This is a genomic window from Paraburkholderia megapolitana (assembly GCF_007556815.1).
Classification (GTDB): Bacteria; Pseudomonadota; Gammaproteobacteria; order Burkholderiales; family Burkholderiaceae; genus Paraburkholderia; species Paraburkholderia megapolitana.
Genome location: NZ_CP041745.1, coordinates 2161079 through 2181621 on the forward strand (window position 1 = coordinate 2161079; position 20543 = coordinate 2181621).

General features: G+C 62.5%; 16 protein-coding genes. 10 read left to right on the forward strand and 6 right to left on the reverse strand.

What is annotated here, in order from left to right; all coding sequences use genetic code 11:
• The first annotated feature begins 8 nt into the window (after positions 1-8).
• The 5 genes from FNZ07_RS22925 to FNZ07_RS22945 all read left to right on the forward strand — a co-directional run bounded on the left by FNZ07_RS22925 (position 9) and on the right by FNZ07_RS22945 (position 6122).
• Positions 9-932 (forward strand): glycosyltransferase family 2 protein, encoded by a 924-nt coding sequence (locus tag FNZ07_RS22925; RefSeq protein WP_091016724.1) that lies wholly within the window; start codon positions 9-11, stop codon positions 930-932.
• Between the two features lie 88 nt (positions 933-1020).
• A complete protein-coding gene (locus tag FNZ07_RS22930; RefSeq protein WP_091016726.1) occupies positions 1021-2193 on the forward strand; it encodes a glycosyltransferase family 4 protein in 1173 nt (390 codons plus the stop codon).
• Between the two features lie 3 nt (positions 2194-2196).
• Complete coding sequence (locus FNZ07_RS22935; RefSeq protein ID WP_091016729.1) at positions 2197-3657, forward strand: glucose-6-phosphate isomerase; 1461 nt, start codon at positions 2197-2199, stop codon at positions 3655-3657.
• On the forward strand, positions 3658-4929 hold the full coding sequence (locus tag FNZ07_RS22940; protein WP_091016731.1) for a glycosyltransferase family 4 protein: 1272 nt from the start codon (positions 3658-3660) through the stop codon (positions 4927-4929).
• On the forward strand, positions 4929-6122 hold the full coding sequence (locus tag FNZ07_RS22945) for a glycosyltransferase family 4 protein (RefSeq protein WP_091016733.1): 1194 nt from the start codon (positions 4929-4931) through the stop codon (positions 6120-6122). The genes FNZ07_RS22940 and FNZ07_RS22945 overlap by 1 nt, the downstream gene beginning before the upstream one ends.
• Before the next feature lie 378 nt (positions 6123-6500).
• Here FNZ07_RS22945 and gmd read toward each other — a convergent pair whose 3' ends face one another.
• The 3 genes from gmd to FNZ07_RS22960 all read right to left on the reverse strand — a co-directional run bounded on the left by gmd (position 6501) and on the right by FNZ07_RS22960 (position 9440).
• Entirely contained in the window at positions 6501-7544 is a 1044-nt protein-coding gene (gene gmd / locus FNZ07_RS22950) for a GDP-mannose 4,6-dehydratase (protein WP_091016735.1), read from the reverse strand.
• 70 nt (positions 7545-7614) lie between these two features.
• Positions 7615-8334, reverse strand: coding sequence for an SGNH/GDSL hydrolase family protein (locus tag FNZ07_RS22955; RefSeq protein WP_091016737.1), 720 nt, complete (start codon positions 8332-8334; stop codon positions 7615-7617).
• Entirely contained in the window at positions 8331-9440 is a 1110-nt protein-coding gene (locus FNZ07_RS22960) for an acyltransferase family protein (protein WP_091016739.1), read from the reverse strand. Before FNZ07_RS22960 ends, FNZ07_RS22955 begins: the two co-directional genes overlap by 4 nt.
• Before the next feature lie 514 nt (positions 9441-9954).
• Between FNZ07_RS22960 and FNZ07_RS22965 the strand changes: the two genes are divergently transcribed.
• From FNZ07_RS22965 to FNZ07_RS22975, 3 genes are all read left to right on the forward strand, one after another.
• Positions 9955-12189 (forward strand): NHL repeat-containing protein, encoded by a 2235-nt coding sequence (locus FNZ07_RS22965; protein ID WP_407670692.1) that lies wholly within the window; start codon positions 9955-9957, stop codon positions 12187-12189.
• Between the two features lie 151 nt (positions 12190-12340).
• A complete protein-coding gene (locus FNZ07_RS22970) occupies positions 12341-13807 on the forward strand; it encodes a flippase (protein WP_091016743.1) in 1467 nt (488 codons plus the stop codon).
• The gene (locus tag FNZ07_RS22975; RefSeq protein WP_091016745.1) at positions 13804-16263 is read left to right on the forward strand and encodes a glycosyltransferase family 4 protein; all 2460 of its coding nucleotides are present in this window, start codon (positions 13804-13806) and stop codon (positions 16261-16263) included. The genes FNZ07_RS22970 and FNZ07_RS22975 overlap by 4 nt, the downstream gene beginning before the upstream one ends.
• Before the next feature lie 134 nt (positions 16264-16397).
• Here FNZ07_RS22975 and FNZ07_RS22980 read toward each other — a convergent pair whose 3' ends face one another.
• Entirely contained in the window at positions 16398-17609 is a 1212-nt protein-coding gene (locus tag FNZ07_RS22980) for an acyltransferase family protein (RefSeq protein WP_091016746.1), read from the reverse strand.
• Between the two features lie 266 nt (positions 17610-17875).
• On the opposite strand from FNZ07_RS22980, the gene FNZ07_RS33715 reads away from it, so the two are divergent.
• Entirely contained in the window at positions 17876-18019 is a 144-nt protein-coding gene (locus FNZ07_RS33715; RefSeq protein ID WP_170275818.1) for a hypothetical protein, read from the forward strand.
• A 260-nt stretch (positions 18020-18279) separates the two neighbouring features.
• Positions 18280-19173, forward strand: a complete 894-nt coding sequence (galU, locus tag FNZ07_RS22985) for a UTP--glucose-1-phosphate uridylyltransferase GalU (protein ID WP_091016897.1) — start codon at positions 18280-18282, stop codon at positions 19171-19173.
• A 128-nt stretch (positions 19174-19301) separates the two neighbouring features.
• Here the strand turns inward: galU and FNZ07_RS22990 are convergent, their stop codons facing one another.
• Together FNZ07_RS22990 and FNZ07_RS22995 are read right to left on the reverse strand one after the other, a co-directional pair.
• Complete coding sequence (locus tag FNZ07_RS22990) at positions 19302-19673, reverse strand: DUF6697 family protein (RefSeq protein ID WP_091016748.1); 372 nt, start codon at positions 19671-19673, stop codon at positions 19302-19304.
• 444 nt (positions 19674-20117) lie between these two features.
• The gene (locus tag FNZ07_RS22995; RefSeq protein ID WP_091016900.1) at positions 20118-20522 is read right to left on the reverse strand and encodes a 2-oxoglutarate dehydrogenase; all 405 of its coding nucleotides are present in this window, start codon (positions 20520-20522) and stop codon (positions 20118-20120) included.
• Positions 20523-20543 lie beyond the last annotated feature (21 nt).

Genomic DNA, 20543 nt, shown 5'->3' on the forward strand with positions numbered 1-20543 from the left:
AACAACTGATGAAAGTGACGGTACTGGTTCCGACGTTCCGCCGCCCGGCCGATCTCGCGCGCTGCCTCGCGGCGCTGCAGCTGCAGCAGCGCGCGCCTGACGAAGTGGTGGTGGTCGCGCGCGCCGACGACGACGCAACGCATGCTTGCCTGCGCGACCCGGCCGTTACCGGCAATTTGCCGTTGCGGGTCGCGCCGGTCGCGTTGCCCGGCCAGGTGGCCGCGCTGAACTGCGGGCTCGATACCGCGACCGGCGACGTGATCGCCATCACCGATGACGACGCAGCACCGCGTGCGGAATGGGTGCAGCGCATCGCCGCGGCATTCGCCGGCGACACGCGGCTCGGTGCACTCGGCGGACGCGACTGGGTCCACGAAAGAGGACGCATCCTCGATGGCTCGCGACCGCTGGTCGGCAAGCTGACGCCGTCGGGCAAGATCATCGGCAATCACCATCTGGGTGTGGGCGAAGCGCGCGAAGTCGATCTGCTGAAGGGCGCCAACATGAGCTACCGGCGCGCCGCGATCGGTTCGATCCGCTTCGATGCGCGGCTGCGCGGCAGCGGCGCCCAGGTGCACAACGACATGGCGTTCAGTCTGAGCGTGAGAAACGCGGGCTGGAAGCTCGTGTATGACCCGCGCGTCGCCGTCGATCACTATCCTGCCGAGCGTTTCGACGAGGACCGCCGCGACGCACAGACACTCACCGCGGTGCGCAACGCCGCGTACAACCTGCATCTGATCCTGCGCGAGAAACTGCCGCCGCTGCACCGCGAGACGGCGTGGTGGTGGTACGCACTGGTCGGCACGCGCGTCTATCCCGGTCTCGCACATGCGGTGCTCGCGCTGCTGTCGAAACGGGGGCGCTCGCAATGGTCGCGCTGGCGCGCGGTGCGCGGAGGTGCGCATGAAGCACGGCGCGCGCTGTCGTGAGCGTTGTTGCTGCATGCGTCGAGTCATCGCTGTCGATGCATACGACGAGCACTAACTATTGGCTGCACTGGCGGTCCGGAGTATCTGCATGACGACGAACATTCACGTGCATCTTTTTTACGGCGCCGACCCGCGGTCTTACCGCAAGGGCGAAAACTTCGGTTGCCTGTACGGCTATCACCACGCGGAATCCGACGAATTCGCGCTGAGCTATTCGCAGGACGCGCGAGAAAGCGCGCCGGTGCGACTGTTTCGTCGCGGACTGAAAGCGGTGCTCGGTTTCGACCTGATCCATACCTGGCGCAACCGCAGCGAGATCCTCGCCTCCGATGTGATCTGGACGCATACCGAGCAGGAGTATCTGTCGGTTGCGCTGGTGTTGTTGCTGGCCGGCCGGCGTGCCGCGCCGCCGTTGCTGCTTGCGCAAAGTGTCTGGCTGCTCGACAAGTGGCCGCACTATGGCGCGCTGCGGCGCTGGTTGTATCGCAAGCTGATTGCGCGTGCCGACGTGTTGACGACGCTCGCAAGCGAGAACGCGGAACTGTGCCGGCGCTATCTCGGCCGTGAAGCGACGCATGTGTACTACGGGCTCAACACGCAGGATTTCCCGGTGCAAACGCCCGCCGAATGGTTGCCGCACACGCCGCTGCGCATTGCCGCGATCGGCAACGATCGCGACCGCGACTGGGAGACGCTGATTGCCGCGTTCGGCAACGACGCGCGTTACAGCGTACGGCTTGCGACGCGGCGCAAGATCCCGCAGACGCTGAGGGCGCCGAACGTGGAGATCGCAGCCGCCGCGGGTCTGCGCAAGCAACGCGAGTTGTACGACTGGGCCGATGTCGTGGTGGTGCCGCTGCGCCCGAACTCGCACGCGTCGGGTATCACCGTGATGCTCGAGGCCGCGGCCGTGGGCAAACCGATGATCGTCACGCAGGTCGGCGCACTGGAGGATTACTTTTCGGCGCAGGCGGCGGCTTACGTGCCGCCGTTCGATGCGACTGCGCTACGCGAAGCCGCCGATCGTCTCGTCGCGCAGCCGGCCCAGGCGCTGCGCCAGGCGCAATCGGCAGCATTGCAACTGATGTCGCGCGATTTCACAACGCGCCAGTTCGCGCTCCAGCACGTGCGTATCACCGAGGAACTGTTGCAGCGAAACCCGACCGCGCGCGCCAGGCAGAGCGCGGGCGCTACGCCTTCGTCACCGTCGCCCGTCACTGCGCAGCACACATCGTCGGGTGAAGCCCGCGGGGGCAGGTAAGCGATGTCGTCGATCATGCGAGCTGCCGCCACCGGTGCGGCGCGTCCCTTCGGCGGCGATCCGCAGGTCTGGTTGCCACCCGTGCTGCTGTGGGTGATCACGGCCGCGCTGATCCTCGCGCACCAGGGCACGGTGCTGACGCTCGCGTTCCCCGTGCTGTCGATCCTCACGGGCTTCTGGCTCTACTTCAAGAGCCCCGTGCGCTATATCGGCTTCATGTGGTGGCTGTGGTTCCTGAGCCCCGAAGTGCGGCGTCTGGCCGACTGGTCGAAGGGCGGCTTCACGCCGACCAGTCTGATCCAGATCGCGCCGCTGGCGGTGACGCTGATCAGCGGGCTGTCGCTGGTGCGCTACTACCCGGTGCTCGCGCAGCGACGCGGCCTGCCGGTACTCCTGATCCTGCTCGGCCTCGGCTACGGTTTTCTGATCGGCGTGATGTCGAGCGGGCCACTTGCTGCAGCCTACGATCTCGCCAACTGGATCTATCCGATCCTGATCGGTTTTCACATCATGGCGAACCCGCGCCAGTACCCCGAGTACCGCGACACGATCGTCAACACCTTCATCTGGGGCATGCTCGCGATGGGCGGCTACGGCATCGTGCAGTTCTTCCTGATGCCGCAGTGGGACGCGATGTGGATGATCGGCTCGCAGATGAATTCGCAGGGCGACCCGGTGCCGTACGGCGTGCGCGTGTTCAGCACGATGAACTCGTCGGGACCGTTCGCGTTCGCGATGATGGGCGCGATGGTCTATGTGATGGCGGCCAACCACCGTGTGCGCTGGATTGCCGGCGCGCTCGGTTTCCTGTCGTTTGCGCTGAGTCTCGTGCGCTCGACATGGGGTGGTTGGGTGATCGCGCTGGCCATCCAGCTGCTGAAGTCGAACAACCGCATCCGCATCCGCATTATCGTGAGTGCGGTGCTGCTGGCCGGCCTATGTGTGCCGCTGCTCGCGGTCGGTCCGGTTGCCGACCGGATGCAGGCGCGCCTGCAAACGCTCGTCAATCTCAACGACGATGCGAGTTACGCGGCACGCAACGAGTTCTACGCATCGTTTGCGAAGACCGCATTCACCGACGTATCGGGCGAGGGTCTCGGCGCGACCGGCTCCTCGACGAAGCTCTCCAACGACGGCGGCGAACTCGGCAAATACGGCAACTTCGACAGCGGCGTGATGAACATTCCGTTCGTGCTCGGCTGGCCCGGCACGCTGCTGTACCTGTCCGGCATCCTGTGGGTGCTGGCGCGGGCGATCCGCGCATCGTTCCGCCTGCGCGACGACAAGTTCGCGTCGGCCTGTGTCAGCTTGAGTGTGGCGATTGTCGGGATGCTGGTGTTCACCAATTCGCTGGTCGGCACCGGCGGGCTGCTGCTTTTCATGAGCATGTTTTCGATTCTTTCCGCGGCCCACTGGCAAAAACAGAACCGCAGACACAATCTGATTCTTAACGGAGGCACCTGAGTGAGAGTCGCCATTGTCACGCACGTCGTTCGCCATAACGACGGCCAGGGGCGCGTGAACCACGAGATCGCGCAAGCGGCGCTTAACGAGAACATCGCGGTGACGCTAGTCGCATCGCATGTCGCGCCGGATCTGCTGGCACATCCGCTGGTGCGCTGGGTACCGATCAAGATCGGCCGCTGGTGGCCGACCAATCTGCTGCGCCAGCAGGTCTTCGCACTGCGCAGCGCGTTGTGGTTGCGGCTGCATCGCCGCGAGTACGACGTACTGCACGTGAACGGCTTCATCACCTGGGCCACCGCCGACGTCAACACCGCGCACTTCGTGCACAGCGGCTGGTTGCGTAGCCCGTATTACCCGTTCGGGATCACGAAGGGGCTGTGGTCCGCTTACCAGGCGATCTATACGCGTCTGAACGCGTGGCTCGAACGCGGTGCGTACCGGCGCTCGCGCGTGATTACCGCGGTCTCGCAGAAAGTCGCCGCGGAGATCGCTGCGATCGGGCTCACGCCGGATAACCGGCTCGATGTGATCTACAACGGCGTCGATACGCAGGGCTTTGCAGCGGCCGAGGGTAATCGCGCGAAGTTCAATCTGCCCGCGGATGCGTTTCTGTTGCTCTTCGTCGGCGATCTGCGCACGCCGCGCAAGAATCTCGGCACCGTGCTCGAAGCGCTGCGGCATCTGCCGGAGCGTGTGCAGATCGCGGTGGCCGGGTATCTGCCCGGCAGTCCCTATCCGGAACAGGCAAAGGCGCTCGGCATCGCACATCGCGTGCATTTTCTCGGGCTCGTGAAGGAGATGCCGGTGCTGATGCATTCGGTCGATACCTTCGTGTTTCCGTCGCGTTATGAAGCGATGAGCCTGTCGTTGCTCGAGGCGATGGCAGCGGGTTTGCCGGTGGTCACCGCGCGCACGGCGGGCGGCGCCGAAATCATTACGCCCGAGTGCGGCATCGTGCTCGAGGACCCGGACGATCCGAAGGCGCTCGCGGCAGCGATTGCGAAGCTGGCCGGTGCCGACGACGCACGCCGTGCGATGGGCATCGCGGCGCATGATCTCGCGACCGGTTTCGGCTGGCCGCGGATGGCGGCGCAATACATTGCGTTGTACCGGCAACTGGCGGGACAGCGTACGGTGCGGTCCGGCTCCGGCAGTGCCACCGATACCGCGGATGTCGCGAAGGTCGCTAGCGTGACGAATACAACAACCGCTACAACCGCAACGAACCTGTTCGCAGGTCACAACGCAGGCCACGAGGGAGCGAAATAATGCAGGCCACCACACTGAGAGCTGTTCCAGCCGCCACGCCTATCCGTTCGATCCGTTCACTGCAGATCGGGATGCACTGGTTTCCCGAACGTGCCGGCGGTCTCGACCGGATGTATTACTCGCTGGTCGGCGCGCTGCCGGGCGCGGGCGTCGCGGTGCGCGGCGTGGTTGCGGGCTCGGCGCGAGTCGCGGCCGACACGGATGGCGCAATCGAAGGTTTCGGATCGGCTGCGCAGTCGCTGCCGTTGCGTTTGATGGCCGCGCGCCGCGCGCTGCGTCGGCAGGTCGAAGCGCAGCGTCCCGATGTGATCTCGTCGCACTTTGCGCTGTACACGTTTCCCGGTCTCGATGTGACGCGCGGCATCCCACAGGTTTCGCATTTCCAGGGACCGTGGGCCGACGAAAGCCACGTGGAGGGTGCCGATTCGCTGGGTCAGCGCGCGAAGCGCTATCTTGAGCAGACCGTGTACGCACGTTCGTCGCGATTGATCGTGCTGTCCAGCGCGTTCGGCAAGATCCTGACGACACGCTACGGCATTCCACAGGACCGCATTCGCGTAGTGCCCGGTTGCGTGAACGTCGACCAGTTCGATCTACCGATGTCGCAAAACGAAGCGCGTCTGAAACTACAACTACCGCTTGGACGACCGATCGTACTGGCGGTGCGACGCCTCGTGCGACGTATGGGGCTGGAAGATCTGATCGACGCGGTGAAGCTGTTAAAGCGCAGCGAACCGGACGTGCTGTTGCTGATTGCAGGGAAGGGTCGGCTTGAAGGCGAACTGCAGACGCGTATCGACGAAGCGGGTCTTGGGGAGAACGTGAAGCTGCTCGGCTTCGTGCCCGATCAGCATCTGGCGGCGTTGTACCGCGCGGCAACGATCAGTGTCGTACCGACGGTGGCGCTGGAGGGATTCGGGTTGATCACGGTGGAATCGCTGGCATCGGGTACACCGGTACTGGTGACACCGGTCGGTGGCTTGCCCGAAGCGGTTGCAGGGCTATCGCAGGACCTCGTACTACCGACGACGGGCGCGGACGCGATCGCGGATGGACTCGCACGCGCGCTGAATGGTTCGTTGAAACTGCCGGACGAACAGGCGTGCAAAGCCTACGCACGCGCTAATTTCGATAACAGCGTGATTGCCGGCAGAGTGGCCGAGGTTTACGAAGAGGCGATTGCTTTAGGGTAGAGGTGTACCGCAAGCGTCGAAGTCACCGAACCGCGAGCACGTAGTGCGAGTGGGATGAATGACTGCCTGGTCACTAACGGTTGCGGTGCGAGGGATGATCTCGTCTCGGACCACTACCGTTTCAGTGCGAGGACGACACTTAGATGCGGGCCACGAAGGTGGCACACGGAAAGGACCAGGTAACGTCTCGAGCGGCTTTCTTTGCTTACTTTCTTTGCCGCGCAAAGAAAGTAAGTGCCGCCCCGCACAGGGGCAACGCCCGCGCCGCGAGGCGCTAATAACGAGCCGCCTGCACAGGCAAACGAAAACCAGCCGCGAGGCGCCAAGAAAAAGCCGCCTGCCCAGGCAAACAAAACAAGCCTGCTGCAGGCAAAAAACCTAAAACGTCTCTGCCACCTGATTCCGGGCAACATCCGCAGCAACCATCATCTGACAGAGCTGCTCAAGCGTAGTCTCCGGCACCCAACCCAGTTTCTCCCGCGCCTTATCGGCGCACCCGATCAGCAACTCAACCTCAGCAGGCCGATAAAACCGCGGATTCACACGAACCAGCACCTTGCCAGTGGCAACATCAATACCAGTCTCACTCTCCGCCTTCCCCGACCACTCCAGCTGATAACCCGCCGCAGCAAACGCCATCTGAACAAAATCACGCACAGTCTCCGTACGATTAGTCGCGAGCACATAAGTATCGGGCTCGTCAGCCTGCAACATCCGCCACATACCATCGACGTATTCCTGCGCAAACCCCCAGTCACGCTTCGCATCCATGTTGCCCAGTTCAAGCACGTCATGCTTGCCAAGCTTGATCTTGGCGACCGTGTCGGTGATCTTGCGCGTAACGAACTCACGACCACGCAACGGCGACTCATGATTAAACAGAATGCCGCTGGTTGCGAAAATATCGTACGACTCGCGATAGTTGATCGTCGTCCAGTGCGCAAACAGCTTCGCGACACCATACGGGCTGCGCGGATAAAACGCTGTGTCCTCGCGCTGCGGTACGGCCTGCACCTTGCCGAACATCTCGGAGGTCGAGGCCTGGTAGTAACGCATCCGCGGGTTGAGGATGCGAATGCCTTCAAGCAGATTCAACGCACCGATACCCGTCACTTCCGCGGTCGTCACCGGCTGGTCGAACGACACACCGACAAAGCTCTGTGCCGCAAGGTTGTACAGCTCGTCGGCCTGCGCGTTCTCGAGCAACCGCAGCGTCGAACCAAGATCGGTCAGATCGTGCTCGACGAGCCGCAGGTTCGGATGGTCGGTCACGCCAAGCTCGTCCATGCGCCAGAAATTGACGGAACTGGTGCGACGATAGGTGCCGGTCACCTGATAGCCCTTGCCAAGCAGCAGTTTCGTCAGATATGCGCCGTCCTGGCCGGACACGCCGGTGATGATCGCTTTGCGCTGGTTGGTCATGAGTTGCCTTCGGTAGTAAATAATCGGAATCTGCGCGCCGTTGCAAACAGCTACGAATAGCTACGCGTTGCTACGAGCTGCCATCAAGCATGCGCGCCACGAGCGGATCGAGCACGCGAAAATCCTGCTGCGCCTTCAGTCGATAAAGCTCCGGCTTCGGGTGCGCGCCGTCGGACATCATCGTCTGCCAGGCGGGCAGACCAGTGATATACGCGAACTGGTCGACGAGCGGCACGTGCTGTTCGGCGGCCACGCGTCGCGTCATCGCGACCATCTCCGCGAGTCGCGCGTTGCGCCGGCTGTCCGGCATCGGGTTCGACGTTTCGAGCACCGGCAACTTGCCTTGCGCACGCGCCGCTTTCACGAGCGCCGTTTCCGCTTCGTAGAACTGCTCGGGTGTCTGGTTCTGCATCACTTCGTTGATGCCGTAGTTGAACGTCACGATCTGCGCATGCGATGCGGCGATCCGTTCGTTCCACTGCAAGCCGGCGCCACGCCCGGTGCCGCTCAGCAATTGCGTAGCCATCGTTCCGCCCACGCCGAGATTCGTCACGCTGACACGCTCGCCGTGCACATCGTGCAACTGGTCTTGCAGGAACGTGACTGCGTTGTCCGCCTGCGGACCGCAGCCGCCGTTGCGACACGTGATGCCGAGCGTGGTCGAGTCTCCGTAGGCTTCGATCAGGACCTGTCGTGTGCCGGCCGCGACGCCGTGCAGCGATGCCGTCGCGGCCACTGCAGCGATCGAGATTCGGGCCAGCCACGCGCTAAAACGCGTGCGGCCGCTCATGCGCTGGTCCTCGTGGCATCGGCAGGCGCAGGGCGCACCGTTGCAACAGGTACAACCGGTACAACCGGTACGGCCAACCCGCGTCGAGCGGCGCCGTGAATCAGCCGCCGCTCGAACGCGAACCAGCTCACGCTCGCATACGCCAGCGTGACGATCAGCGCGAGCGCCGCGGTGACGATACGGCTGTGATGCAGCGGCCACAGCGCGTACAGCACGGTCAGGTGAATCAGGTAGATCGTGTAGCTGATGGTGCCGATATACACGAGCACCGGGTTACTCAGCAGGCGTTTGACGATCCCCTTGCTTTGCAACGCGATGACGACAAGCGACGTGCACAGCACCAGAGAGATGCTGTACAGCGCCGCATTGGACAGCGGCGTATTCGCGGCACGAAAGCGCGGATAGTGCAGATGCAGCCACGCAAGCACCGCCAGTGCAACGAGCGCGCCAACCACGGCGAGCAGCTTGAACGGTTCGAGCGCATCGCGATCGCGCCGCACGGTGACCGCGAGCAAGGCGCCGGCGGCCAGCAGGTCCATGCGGAACGGCGTCAGGTAGTAGATCGGCCAGAACGAATCGAACCAGGGCGTCGCAATGGCGCGCAATACGGGCACCCCGACTATCAACGCCGCCGCGACCCATGCCAGCGAACGTTGCGGCACGAGCAGGATGACAAACGGCCAGACGATGTAGAACTGCTCTTCGACCGCCAGCGACCACAGCACATTGAGGCTGTCATGTCCGCTCTGGTTCAGCGCGTCGCCGATATTGGTCGCGAAGAACGCGTACCACTGCCAGTGTTGCGCCCATCCGAGGCCGAACAGCAGCGACGAGACGATCATCAGCAGCACGTAGGGCGGCAGGATGCGGCGTGCACGCCGCGCATAGAAATAACCGAAGTAGCTCTGCTGACGCGACTTGCGCTCGAGCAGGATGCCGGTGATCAAAAAGCCGCTCAGCACGAAGAACAGATCGACGCCCATCCACAGCGGCGCCTTGAGCGCATGCTGGGCAAACACCGCGAGCACGGCGATCGCCCGCAAACCGTCGAGCTGCACGATGCGCTGCTGGTGGGAGGGTGGGGCAGGCAATGCGCTGGCTGTCATGAACCGTCCGGAAAGTGCACCGTACCGGCCCGCGGAAAACCCCACATGCGGCGCGTGACGCGCACACGCTGACGCTTTCCGCGTGGCCACGGAAGTGGAGTCCATTCTAAGGAAAAGAAACTGCAAAAAAACCGGAATGAAACAGTCGAATGCCGCGAATGACATCACACCGTCATCGGGTGAATGGCCGGATTAACGGCGCAGTGAAGCGGATTGACTTCAGGATATATCTGCAAAAACTGCAAACCCGCTCCGCGCAAGGCGGTAAAAACGATCTGCCAGGTACGCCGTGTGCACAAATAACACGGTTTGTTTCATTTCGATCTATTTCTTTCTGCTTATCGGGCGGATTCACGGCACGTTTGAATATTTTTGAATTATTTTAGATTTTCTTTGGAGCGAGACTTGCACGTATCGTCATGTGCAGTCAGGGCAGGTCTGCCCGCTTGTGCCCGGCTTGTGCCCGTTTGCTGTTCCCGTCCCGTTCGACCTCGCTACAGGAGATCCCCGTTTGCTGCGTCCCCGGTTTGCCCGGCTCCTGTGTTCGAGCCTTGTCTTTCTCGTCGCATCGGCGGCCTGTGCGGAAACCGCGCTGAACGCGCGAACCTCGTGGATCGGCAACACGTTCGGGTTCGGCGACGGCACGTGGACGCAGATCAACATCACGGCGATCGCCGTGGCGCCCGACGGCAAGGTGTACACGAATGCGCCGTGGGACGAGAGCGGTGCCGAAGCGAGCGTCTATCAGGACGGCAAAATGCTCGGCTTCGCGGGCGGCACGCATGGCTGGGGCAACGGCGGCGGCAATGCGGTAGCGATCAACCGGCGCTATGCGTTTGTGGCGATATCGGTGGGCAACGAGAAGGGGCACCTGGTCTCGCCAGGCATCTGGCCGGAGAAGGGACGTCAGTGGTACGGCATTTCGCGGCGCGAGATCGGCGACACCAAACTCAGCGCGCCGTTTCAACCGGCCGCGAACCCGCTCGATCTGCGCGCAAAACTCGCTGCCAGTTTCCTGATGATCAACGACGTGCCGACGCCCACACGCGCGGACAGTACGCCGAGCACTGCGAATGACGTCACGCCCGTGAGCAGCGACATCGGCGGCCTCGCTGCAAGCGACACGACGTTGTACGTATCGAACACATCGCGTGACCGCATCGAGGTGTGCGACGCGGAATCGATGCTGAAGAAGGCGGCGTGGACGGTTCACGAACCCGGCCATCTCGCGCTGGCCGCGGACGGTTCGCTGTGGGTGCTGACCGATACGGCGACCGGCAAGAGTGCGCGCGTCGCGCATTTCAGCGCAAGCGGCGAGCGCCTCGGCGACACGCTGCCACTGCCCACGGACACGGATGCCGCGGACATCGCCGTCGATCCGCGCGGTCGTGTGCTGATCGCGGACAACGGACCGCGTCAGCAGATCCTGTTTTTCAGCAAGGCGGACGGCGCGGGCGGGCGTTATACGCAATCGGGCACGCTCGGCGAGCGCGGCGGTATTTTCTCCGGCATCGCGGGCAAGCCGGGACCGCAACGCTTTAACGGCCTGACAGGCGTCGGTGTGGATGCGCGCGGCAATGTGTATGTGTCGACCAATGGCGTCGGACCGCGCTTCGCATCGATCGGCGCGGGGCTCGGTGCGACGCTCGAAAGCTACGCGCCCGACGGCCAGCGCTTGTGGAAAGCGGAAGGGCTGTTGTTCGTCGACGGCGCGTGGATGGACCCGTCGCGACCGGACAGCGTCTATACGGGCAACAAGCGTTTCGAGCTGGATCTGTCGAAGCCGGCCGGCCAGGACTGGCGTTATGCGGGTTTTCTGTCGAACCGCTTCAAGTACCCGCAGGACCCCGTGTTCGATACCGACCGGCCGGGCCTGCCGATCGCCCGCAAGCTGAAGGGCCACACGTTTCTGTATCTGACCGACATGTATGCGGATCACCTCGTGATCTATCGCTTCGACCCGGCGCACGACGGCGAAGTCGCCGCGCCGTCGGGCCTGATTGCAGGCCGCCCGCGCGGCGTCGCGCAGATCCCGAACGCGCCGGCCGGCGGCGACTGGATGTGGCGCGATGCGAACGGCGACGGCAAGTTCGACAGCAACGAATTCACGCCGAATACCAGTGGTCCGAAACTGGTCGGTGGCTGGGGCTGGTGGGTCGATACGAACGGCGACATCTGGCGCGCGCGCGACAACAAGGGCGTGTTTCGCTTCCGCTTTGGCGGGCTCGATGGGCGCGGCAATCCCATCTATTCGTACGACAGCATCACGGCCTACCCGGTACCGCAACCGTTCACGGAGCTGCGCCGCGCGATCTACGACCCCGCGACCGATTCGCTGTATGTCAGCGGCTATACCGCCGACCTGAAGTTCGATCCCGGCTTTTGGAAGGAGGTCGGACGCCAGCTGGTGCGTTACGACCACTGGTCGACGGGCAAGCCGGTGCCGCGCTACACGATCACCTTGCCGTGGGACACGAAGGGCAAACCGATCGTCACCGTGATCGGTTTGACGGTGGAGGGGCAGTACGTATTCGCAGTGGAGCCGGTCGGCGCGGTGCATGTGTACGAGCGCGACTCGGGCAAGGAAGTCGGCGTGATCCGGCCGGGTCCCGAGGTCGGTCGCGCGTCCGGCTGGGTCGATGTGCCGAACGGCATCAGCGCGTATCGCCGCAGCGACGGCGAGTACCTGATCTTCGTCGAAGAGGACGCGCGCGGCAAAGTGATGATGTATCGCTGGAAACCGGCTTAACGCGCATCCGCCTCGTATGCGCTGAGCATGCATAAAGCATGCAAGCGCCGATTTATTTTCATTTTCCGCACCGCACAACGAGCGTTTTGACGTGCTTTACTCGATGCGATCGCGCACCTGCAAGCGCGCGTGACCGAACCGGAAGGACTCGATGGACAAAGGCATCCTCAAGAACGTAGCGATCAATTTCCTCGGGCTGGTGTTGCCCACGTTCGTCTCGCTCGTCACGGTGCCGGCCTATATCAAGCTGCTCGGCGTCGAGCGCTATGGCGTGATCAGCCTCGTCTGGACGCTGATCGGCTACTTCGGGATTCTCGATCTCGGCATGAGCATGGCCGCGCAGAATCACATCTCGAAGGCGCGCGCGAGCGCGGATACCACCGAAAGCGCACGCGTGTTCTGGAGCGCGACGTGGCTCAACCTCGCGACCGGCATCCTCGGCGGCCTGACGATCTACTTCGGCGCGTTCATCTACACCGCCTACTTCACGAAGGTCTCGCCCGAGTTGCAGCATGAGGTCTATATGGCGCTGCCGTGGCTCGCGGTCGCGATTCCGATAGCGAACGTGTCGTGGGTCTTTGCGGGGGCGATCAACGGTGCGGAGCGCTTCGGGGTCTACAACACGAACCAGACGCTCGGCACGTTCCTGTTTCAGTTGCTGCCGCTCGCCGCGGCGTGGCTGATTGCGCCGAAACTGCAATTCGTGCTGGCGGCTGCCGTGTTCGCGCGTCTGGTTGCCGCGCTACTGATGGGTTATTCCGCGCTGCAGGTGCTCGATATCAAACGCATTCTTGCGCCGCAGTTCGGCGTCGCGAAGGGGCTGTTTAGTTTCGGCGGCTGGATGCTGATTGCGAGCGTTACCAACATGATCGCCGAATCGCTCGATCGCGTGATGCTCGGCACGTCGCTCGGCGCGCGTTTCGTCACCTACTACACGGTGCCGCAGAACCTCGTCACGCGTCTGAACATCGTTCCGACCGCGCTGGCGCGCACGTTGTTTCCGCGTCTTTCCGCTGTCGGTCGCGATCATGCGGACACGATTACGCGGCAGTCGCTCGAATTCCTCAACGGCGTGTTCACACCGATCGCGCTGGTCGCGATCATCGTGCTCGAACCGTTCCTGCATCTGTGGGTAGGTAGCGAGATCGCCAATGCAGCCGGCCCGGTAGGCCGCATTCTGATCATCGGTGTGTGGCTCGTCGGCCAGGCCGGTGTGACGCGCATTCTCGTGCAGTCGCAGGTCAATCCCGCGGTGGCTGCGCGGGTCGGATTGTTCGAGCTGCCGTTCTATGCAGGTGCGTTGTGGATCGGCATCTCGCACTTCGGTTTGACCGGTGCGGCGGTGATCGTGGCCGCCCGCGCGTTGTTCGATTACGGCGTGCTGCTGTGGCTGTCCGCGATCCGTATGCGTCCGATCGTGCTCGACATGCTCGCGCATCTCGCGTTCCTGCTCGGCACGCTGTGGCTGTCGACGTTCCTGTCCGGTATCGGTGCCGCGGCCCTCGCCGTGGTGCTGGTGGTCGGCGCGAACGTGGGCTGGTCGCTCACGATGACGCCTGCTTTGCGCGATCTCGCGCGCTCGCTGCTGGTGCGACTGAACTCGAGGAAAAGCGCATGAACCACGATCTCGTCGAAGAAGCCGCATTGCGTCCTGCCGCGCGTAGCGGATTGACTGGACCGGTGCTCGCGCCGGCTGTCAGTACCCCTGTAGCCGCCGTACGCACGCCGCAAGGTGCGCACGGCAAAGTGCGTGTCGCAATCGTGCACGACTGGCTCGTGACCTATGCCGGCGCAGAGAGGGTGCTCGAGCAGATCGTCGCGTGCTTTCCGGATGCCGACCTGTTCAGCCTCGTCGATTTTCTCGACGACCGCACGTTCCTGCGCGGCAAAACGGCCACGACGTCGTTCATCCAGAACCTGCCGTTCGCGCGGACCCGCTATCGCGGCTATCTGCCGTTGATGCCGCTCGCGATCGAGCAGCTCGACGTATCGGCCTACGATGTCGTGATTTCGAGCAGCCACGCCGTTGCCAAAGGCATCCTGACCGGTCCCGACCAGGTGCACATCAGCTACGTGCACTCGCCGATCCGCTATGCATGGGACCTGCAGCATCAGTACCTGCAACAGTCGCAACTGACGCGCGGACCGAAGTCGATGCTGGCACGCCTCGTCCTGCACTACATCCGCAACTGGGATGTCCGTACGTCGAATTCGGTGGATTCGTTTGTCGCGAACTCGGCGTTTATCGCGCGGCGGATTCACAAGGTGTATCAGCGCGAAGCGGACGTGATCTTTCCGCCCGTCGACGTCGATGCGTTCACGCTGAACGAGCAGAAAGAAGATTTCTATCTGACCGCGTCGCGAATGGTGCCGTATAAAAAGATCGATCTGCTCGTCGAAGCGTTTGCGCAGATGCCCGAGCGCAAGCTTGTCGTGATCGGCGATGGTCCCGACATGCAGAAGATTCGCGCGAAGGCGACGCCGAACATCGAGATCATGGGCTATCAGCCGTTTGCGGTGTTGCATGACCGGATGCGTCGCGCGAAGGCTTTTGTCTTCGCCGCCGAAGAAGACTTCGGTATTTCGGTCGTCGAAGCGCAGGCCTGCGGCACCCCGGTCATCGCCTACGGCAAGGGCGGCGCACTCGAAACGGTCCGCGATCTCACGCACCCGCAGCCAACCGGGTTGTTCTTCGCCGAGCAGAGCGTGGAGTCGATTGTCGCGGCAGTCGAAGATTTCGCCGACAATCCACGGCGCTTTATCGCCGCCGATTGTCGCCGTAACGCCGAGCGTTTCTCCGCCGCGCATTTTCGCGAGCGTTTCTTCGCTCATGTACGCGCTGCGGTGCCCAAGATGCAGGGCGCGTCACTCCCTGCATTCGATGCACCGCCCGCGGACACGCACGTACCGTCGGCGAATACCCCACGCATCCTCGCCGTCGATCAGACCGGCGTGCTGGGTGGTGCCGAGCTGTCGCTGCTCGAAATCATGAAGGCGCTGCGGGCGCGTGCCGAGGTCGTGCTGTTCGACGACGGTCCGTTTCGCACCGCGCTCGACCAGGCCGGCGTTACCGTCAACGTATTCGAATCGGGTGCGCTGCGCGAGGTACGCAAGCGCGGCGGGTCGGTGCCGAAGTGGGCGGCGTTCAAGGACATCGTCGCACTGGTGCGCGCGGTCGTGAAACAGGCCCGGCGCGCCGACGTGATCTATGCAAACACGCAGCGCGCGATGGTGATCGGCGCGCTCGCCGGCCGCTTTGCCCGCAAGCCGGTTGTCTGGCATCTGCGCGATATCGTCACCAGCGAGCACTTTGGCGGCAAGCAACTCGCGATCATCAAGTGGTGCGCGAAACTCGGGCTCGCTCATGTGATTGCAAATTCCGCCGCGTCGAAGCGCGCGTTCGTCGAACTGACGAACTTCGACAGCAAGCGCGTCGACGTGGTGTTCAACGGCATCTCCGCTGCGCCGTTCGACGCGCTGGCCGATGTCCCGCAAGCAACGTTGCGTGCGCTGCTGAATCTGCCGCAGCAAGGTTTCCTGGTCGGCTCGTTCAGCCGTCTCGCGCACTGGAAAGGCCAGCACGTGCTGCTCGAAGCCGTCGTGCTGAACCCGCATATGCATGCGGTGCTGGTCGGTGCGCCGCTGTTCGGCGAGGACGATTACGAGGCTACGCTGCGTGCGTTCGTCGTCAATCACGGGATCGGCGACCGCGTGCATTTTGTCGGCTTCCAGAACGATATCGCGGCCTGCATGCGAGCCGTCGACGTCGTCGTGCATACGTCGATTACGCCCGAGCCGTTCGGCCGGGTGATCGTCGAAGGGATGCTTGCGCAGCGCCCGGTCGTCGCGGCACGCGCCGGTGGTGTGGTCGAGATTATCGACGACGGGGTGAACGGTCTGCTGTGTACGCCGGGCGACGCGCATGGGCTTGCCGATACGCTCGCCGAACTGCGCGCCAATGAGAGCCTGCGCGAGCAACTGGTCGCGAACGGCAACCGTGTCGCTCGTCAGCGTTTCGGTCCGGGCAACTATGTGGCGTCGGTTGAGCGGATCTTGAAGGCGGTCGCGGGCTGAGGGTCTGCTGCCGCGCGCAAAACCGCGCGGCGAGGTATGCGTTTGCCTTGCGGCGAAATCAGGTAGGCGCAGCGGTACCCGGCGCTTTGCCGGGTTGCCGCGCCGATCGTTGACGTTCGTTGCGTTGCGTGACGTCAGGCCCGCACTGCCGTTTTCGAGGTTTTGCCGGAATTGGCGTTGCGCGGTTTCAGACTCGCCGACCACTTCATCGCCGGAAGCTCGACCAGTCGGTAAAACCCATACGCAACCGGAATGGCGACCAGCATATAGCCGAACGAAGGCCAGATCGACTGTTGCAGCGCCGAGCGGAACAGCAGCGACGACAGCAGCACGAAGATCGGCAGATGCACGACGTACAGCGAAAAACTGAAATCGCCGAGCCGCGACAGTGCGCGCATCGCGGTGCCGCCGGCGGTACGGCGCGTGTCGAGCGCGCGATACAGGTAGCAGGCGAAACCGAGCGCCCACAACTGGAACGCAACGTACTGCCCGAAATGGAACGCGACACAGCCGAGTGCCGTGAACACCGCCGCCGCACCGTAGAGCAATAGCGACGGCCGTTGCGTAGAAGCAACCGCGTGCGCTTTCGTATCGGCGATCCACGCGCCGAGCGTCCACGACAGCCAGTACGACGTGAAGAACTGGATGTCATGGCGCTCGAGGCAAAATGCCGACACGACATTGACGAGCGCGACGAGCACCAGCACCGGCGTGATGCCGATACGCCGCCGCAAGGCGAACAACAGTGGATAAATCGCATAGAACTGCACTTCGAGCGACAGTGTCCAGAGCGCGCCGTTCGAACCATAGGTCTTGCCGGCTACGCCTTGCAGCGAGAACAGGTTGACGAGGAACGCCTGCAGGCCGATCTCGCGGATCTTATGGCTGACCGGCGGCAATTGCAGGCTGGCCCAGTCGAGCGCGAGCGTCAGAAGCAGTGCCGCGAACAGCACCGGATAGATGCGCGCAAAGCGGCGCGCCCAGAAGTTAGTGGCGTCGAGCCGCCAGGCCGGGTTCTGGGCAAGCCGCAACGCCGCGCCGCGATGAATGCAGTAACCGCTGATAACGAAGAAGATCGGCACACCAGCCGACCCCCAGGCCACTGGAAACGTCAGATACGCGACGATGTTGCTGAAATCGAGCGACCGGCCCACCGTCTGGTGAAAGCTTTGCATGCCGATCCATTCAACCTGCCGGCAATGAAAATAGGCCACCAGCAGCGCCGCGAAACCGCGCATGGCGTCGATGACGTGATCCTTGCTGGCGCTTTCCGCGCGGGCCTCGCTGGCCGGCAGCGCCTGAAAGGGCAGCGAAGTGCCGGTTGCTTCGAAGGCCGAATCGCTCATGCGCGCTCCTTATCCATACCGCGTGATTTGCTTATATACACAACGCAGACCCGGCGCACGACATGTTCTGCAGGCACGGGCTCGCATGGTCTATCGTAGAGCAACGGCAATTCGAAAAATGAATAAAAATTTCTCACGAACTGAAATAACAAGTCGAATTGATGACTCGAATGGATTGAAAAAATTAACTGGCGGGGTCGCTGAATTATTTGTCGATTTTTTCGTGCTAGTTTGAGTCTCGGACTCATTTGACCAGGAGTAAAGCCATGAACATGCACTTGCTCGCGGGGATCGCCGTCCTGCTGGTTTTGGTGGGCGTATCCGCCTACCGGGAAGCGTTGCGCAACGAACCGATCGGACGCTTCCGGATGAATCCGGGCAAGCTTCCGCCGTTCGACGAAAGCGAATAAGCAGTGCCCGTATTTCACGTAATAATTGCGCATTGAGTTTTAATCAGCCGCTTCATCACGTAACACTTCCCGATCAGATTTCGCGATGTGACAGCATGCGATCGAAAGGCCCGATTCACGATCGATCGCATGAATTCATTACGGAAAACGAATATTTTTCCGCTAACCTTTTTGAGGACAGTTTCCGGACCGCGTGGCGTTCAGTGTCGTCCACGCTAACGGACCGCAAAGATTGATTAACCGATGTGGGAATGCAGACCATGCTGAAAGTCACTAAAGCCGTGTTTCCCGTGGCGGGCCTCGGAACACGCTTCCTGCCGGCCACCAAGGCCAGTCCGAAAGAAATGCTGCCCATCGTCGACAAGCCGCTGATCCAGTACGCGGTAGAAGAGGCCATCGCGGCCGGCATCACCGAGATGATCTTCGTGACCGGGCGCAGCAAGCGCGCGATCGAAGATCACTTCGACAAGTCGTATGAAATCGAGGCCGAGCTCGAGGCACGCGGCAAGGACCAGTTGCTCGAACTCGTGCGCAGCATCAAGCCGGCCAACGTCGATTGTTTTTATGTGCGACAGGCCACCGCGCTCGGTCTCGGACACGCGGTGCTGTGTGCCGAAAAACTGGTCGGCGAGAGCCCGTTCGCCGTGATTCTCGCGGACGATCTGTTGCACAGCACGAAGCCGGTCATGAAGCAGCTCGTCGACGTGTTCAACCACTATCACAGCTCGGTGGTGGGCGTCGAAACGATCGCCCGCGAAGACAGCCGCTCGTATGGCGTGGTGGATGGTCGCGAGTGGGAAGAGGATGTGATCAAGCTCTCGGGCATCGTCGAGAAGCCCGCACCGGAAAAGGCGCCGTCCAATCTCGGCGTAGTGGGCCGCTATGTGTTGATGCCGACCATCTTCAAGCACATTCGCGCGTTGAAGCCCGGTGCAGGCGGTGAACTGCAACTCACCGATGCATTGCAGTCGTTGCTTGCCGAAGAGCAGGTGCTGGCATATCGCTACTTCGGCACGCGCTTCGATTGCGGAAGCAAGCTTGGCTATCTGAAGGCGACCGTCGAATTCGCGCTGCGGCATCCCGAGGTGCGGGCGGAATTCGAGGAGTATCTGCAGAACTATCTGCCGGTGCAGTTGACGGCGGCCGCTGCGTAATACCTCCACGATTTGCGCACGCGTCGTGCACGCGTTGTGCGCGATACGCCGCCGTTTTCAGCCACGCTATGCGGACGCATAGCCGGTCTGGAAACGGCGGCGCTTCATTTCAGCACGCCTCGCGCAAGCTAGCAACGGTTCATCTTGATCACGCGCGAGATCTGGGCCGCTGTGAAACTGCTCCTATGAGCATAGGGCGCGCAGTCGAGCGGCGCAGTCAAAGATTCGCTTACGGCGAACTGACCCACGTAGCGAAACGAATCGGTCTCGATCTTGATGAACACCGGAATCTCGCCGGCCTGTCTTGCGAGCGTTCTGCCGGCGGCACGTGCCGCGGCACCGCCGTCGCAGAGGATGACCTCAGGTGCGTGTGGGTTCAGGTCGGGCCGCAGGCACGCGGCGACTACCTTGCCATTCTTCGTCGGAAGAAAAGCCTGCTTGCTGCCGCCGCAGACGGTGTGGATGTACTCGCGGCTATAGTTTTTGTTCATTTCAAACATGAGAGACCTCGGTGTGATGCGTAGTGCAGGGTTGCTACGTAGAAAGCATTGACCTGGCAGCGCTAAATACAGGGCGATGCCGCATTCGATGCGCGCACACTCATCCCGCCGCGCTGCGAGTCTCGCTCGCAAGACGCGATCATCCAGACGCGGGGCAATCCCGCGTTCAGGTGGCGCTAGATAAAGGGCTTGAAAAGACTACTGCGGCGCGCACCATCTGCCTGCTGGCAAGACGGCGGCTAGAAGAAAGGGCACGCGGACGTCCTGCCGGTCAGGCAGTGAGATGGTTCGACGATCGACGACATCGGTTATTCATGGGACCCGTTCGCGGTTTGATGTTGCCGATATTGTAGATATCTGTATCTCGGCGGCAAGTAAAAAGGTGGTAAACAGCGATCCGGGAGCGGCCGGATCGCTGTTATCGCGTTGTCGCGCTGTTATCGCTTAACGCTGTTGCTGCTGCAGATACTGCCTGACATCGCTCATCGACACGCGCCCGGTATGGGCACTATCGATCTCTTCGAAATGTTTGGCGACATAGCCGAGACCGCTGCTTTGCGCCTGTGCCTTCGTGACAGAGGCGCCATTGCTGAGCGCCGTGTTGGCGCCGAGTCGTGCTTCGACGCGCTGCTGCGCCTGCTGTTGCAAGGTCGCGCCGGTGGACGGGGTCACGGCCGCCACACGGTTCTGCGGAAAGAACGGACCGTCGACACCATGACTGCCATGCGGCAACGTCACGGGCGCGACCGCTTGCGGCGGCAACGCGTGAGCGCTACTCATGACAGCACCGAGGACAATCAACGGAGACATACGTCGCAGCAAATTGATAAGAGACATGATCACTCGCATTAGATGGGTGAACAGCAGGTT

Bases quoted from the DNA above. Each gene is read 5' to 3' on its own strand.
- FNZ07_RS22955 (WP_091016737.1), bottom strand. From the start codon at position 8,334: ATGAGCGGCCGCACGCGTTTTAGCGCGTGGCTGGCCCGAATCTCGATC.
- gmd (WP_091016735.1), bottom strand. From the start codon at position 7,544: ATGACCAACCAGCGCAAAGCGATCATCACCGGCGTGTCCGGCCAGGAC.
- FNZ07_RS22935 (WP_091016729.1), top strand. From the start codon at position 2,197: ATGTCGTCGATCATGCGAGCTGCCGCCACCGGTGCGGCGCGTCCCTTC.
- FNZ07_RS22975 (WP_091016745.1), top strand. From the start codon at position 13,804: ATGAACCACGATCTCGTCGAAGAAGCCGCATTGCGTCCTGCCGCGCGT.
- FNZ07_RS22990 (WP_091016748.1), bottom strand. From the start codon at position 19,673: ATGTTTGAAATGAACAAAAACTATAGCCGCGAGTACATCCACACCGTC.
- FNZ07_RS22960 (WP_091016739.1), bottom strand. From the start codon at position 9,440: ATGACAGCCAGCGCATTGCCTGCCCCACCCTCCCACCAGCAGCGCATC.
- FNZ07_RS33715 (WP_170275818.1), top strand. From the start codon at position 17,876: ATGAACATGCACTTGCTCGCGGGGATCGCCGTCCTGCTGGTTTTGGTG.
- FNZ07_RS22995 (WP_091016900.1), bottom strand. From the start codon at position 20,522: ATGCGAGTGATCATGTCTCTTATCAATTTGCTGCGACGTATGTCTCCG.
- FNZ07_RS22945 (WP_091016733.1), top strand. From the start codon at position 4,929: ATGCAGGCCACCACACTGAGAGCTGTTCCAGCCGCCACGCCTATCCGT.
- FNZ07_RS22970 (WP_091016743.1), top strand. From the start codon at position 12,341: ATGGACAAAGGCATCCTCAAGAACGTAGCGATCAATTTCCTCGGGCTG.
- FNZ07_RS22980 (WP_091016746.1), bottom strand. From the start codon at position 17,609: ATGAGCGATTCGGCCTTCGAAGCAACCGGCACTTCGCTGCCCTTTCAG.
- galU (WP_091016897.1), top strand. From the start codon at position 18,280: ATGCTGAAAGTCACTAAAGCCGTGTTTCCCGTGGCGGGCCTCGGAACA.
- FNZ07_RS22930 (WP_091016726.1), top strand. From the start codon at position 1,021: ATGACGACGAACATTCACGTGCATCTTTTTTACGGCGCCGACCCGCGG.
- FNZ07_RS22925 (WP_091016724.1), top strand. From the start codon at position 9: ATGAAAGTGACGGTACTGGTTCCGACGTTCCGCCGCCCGGCCGATCTC.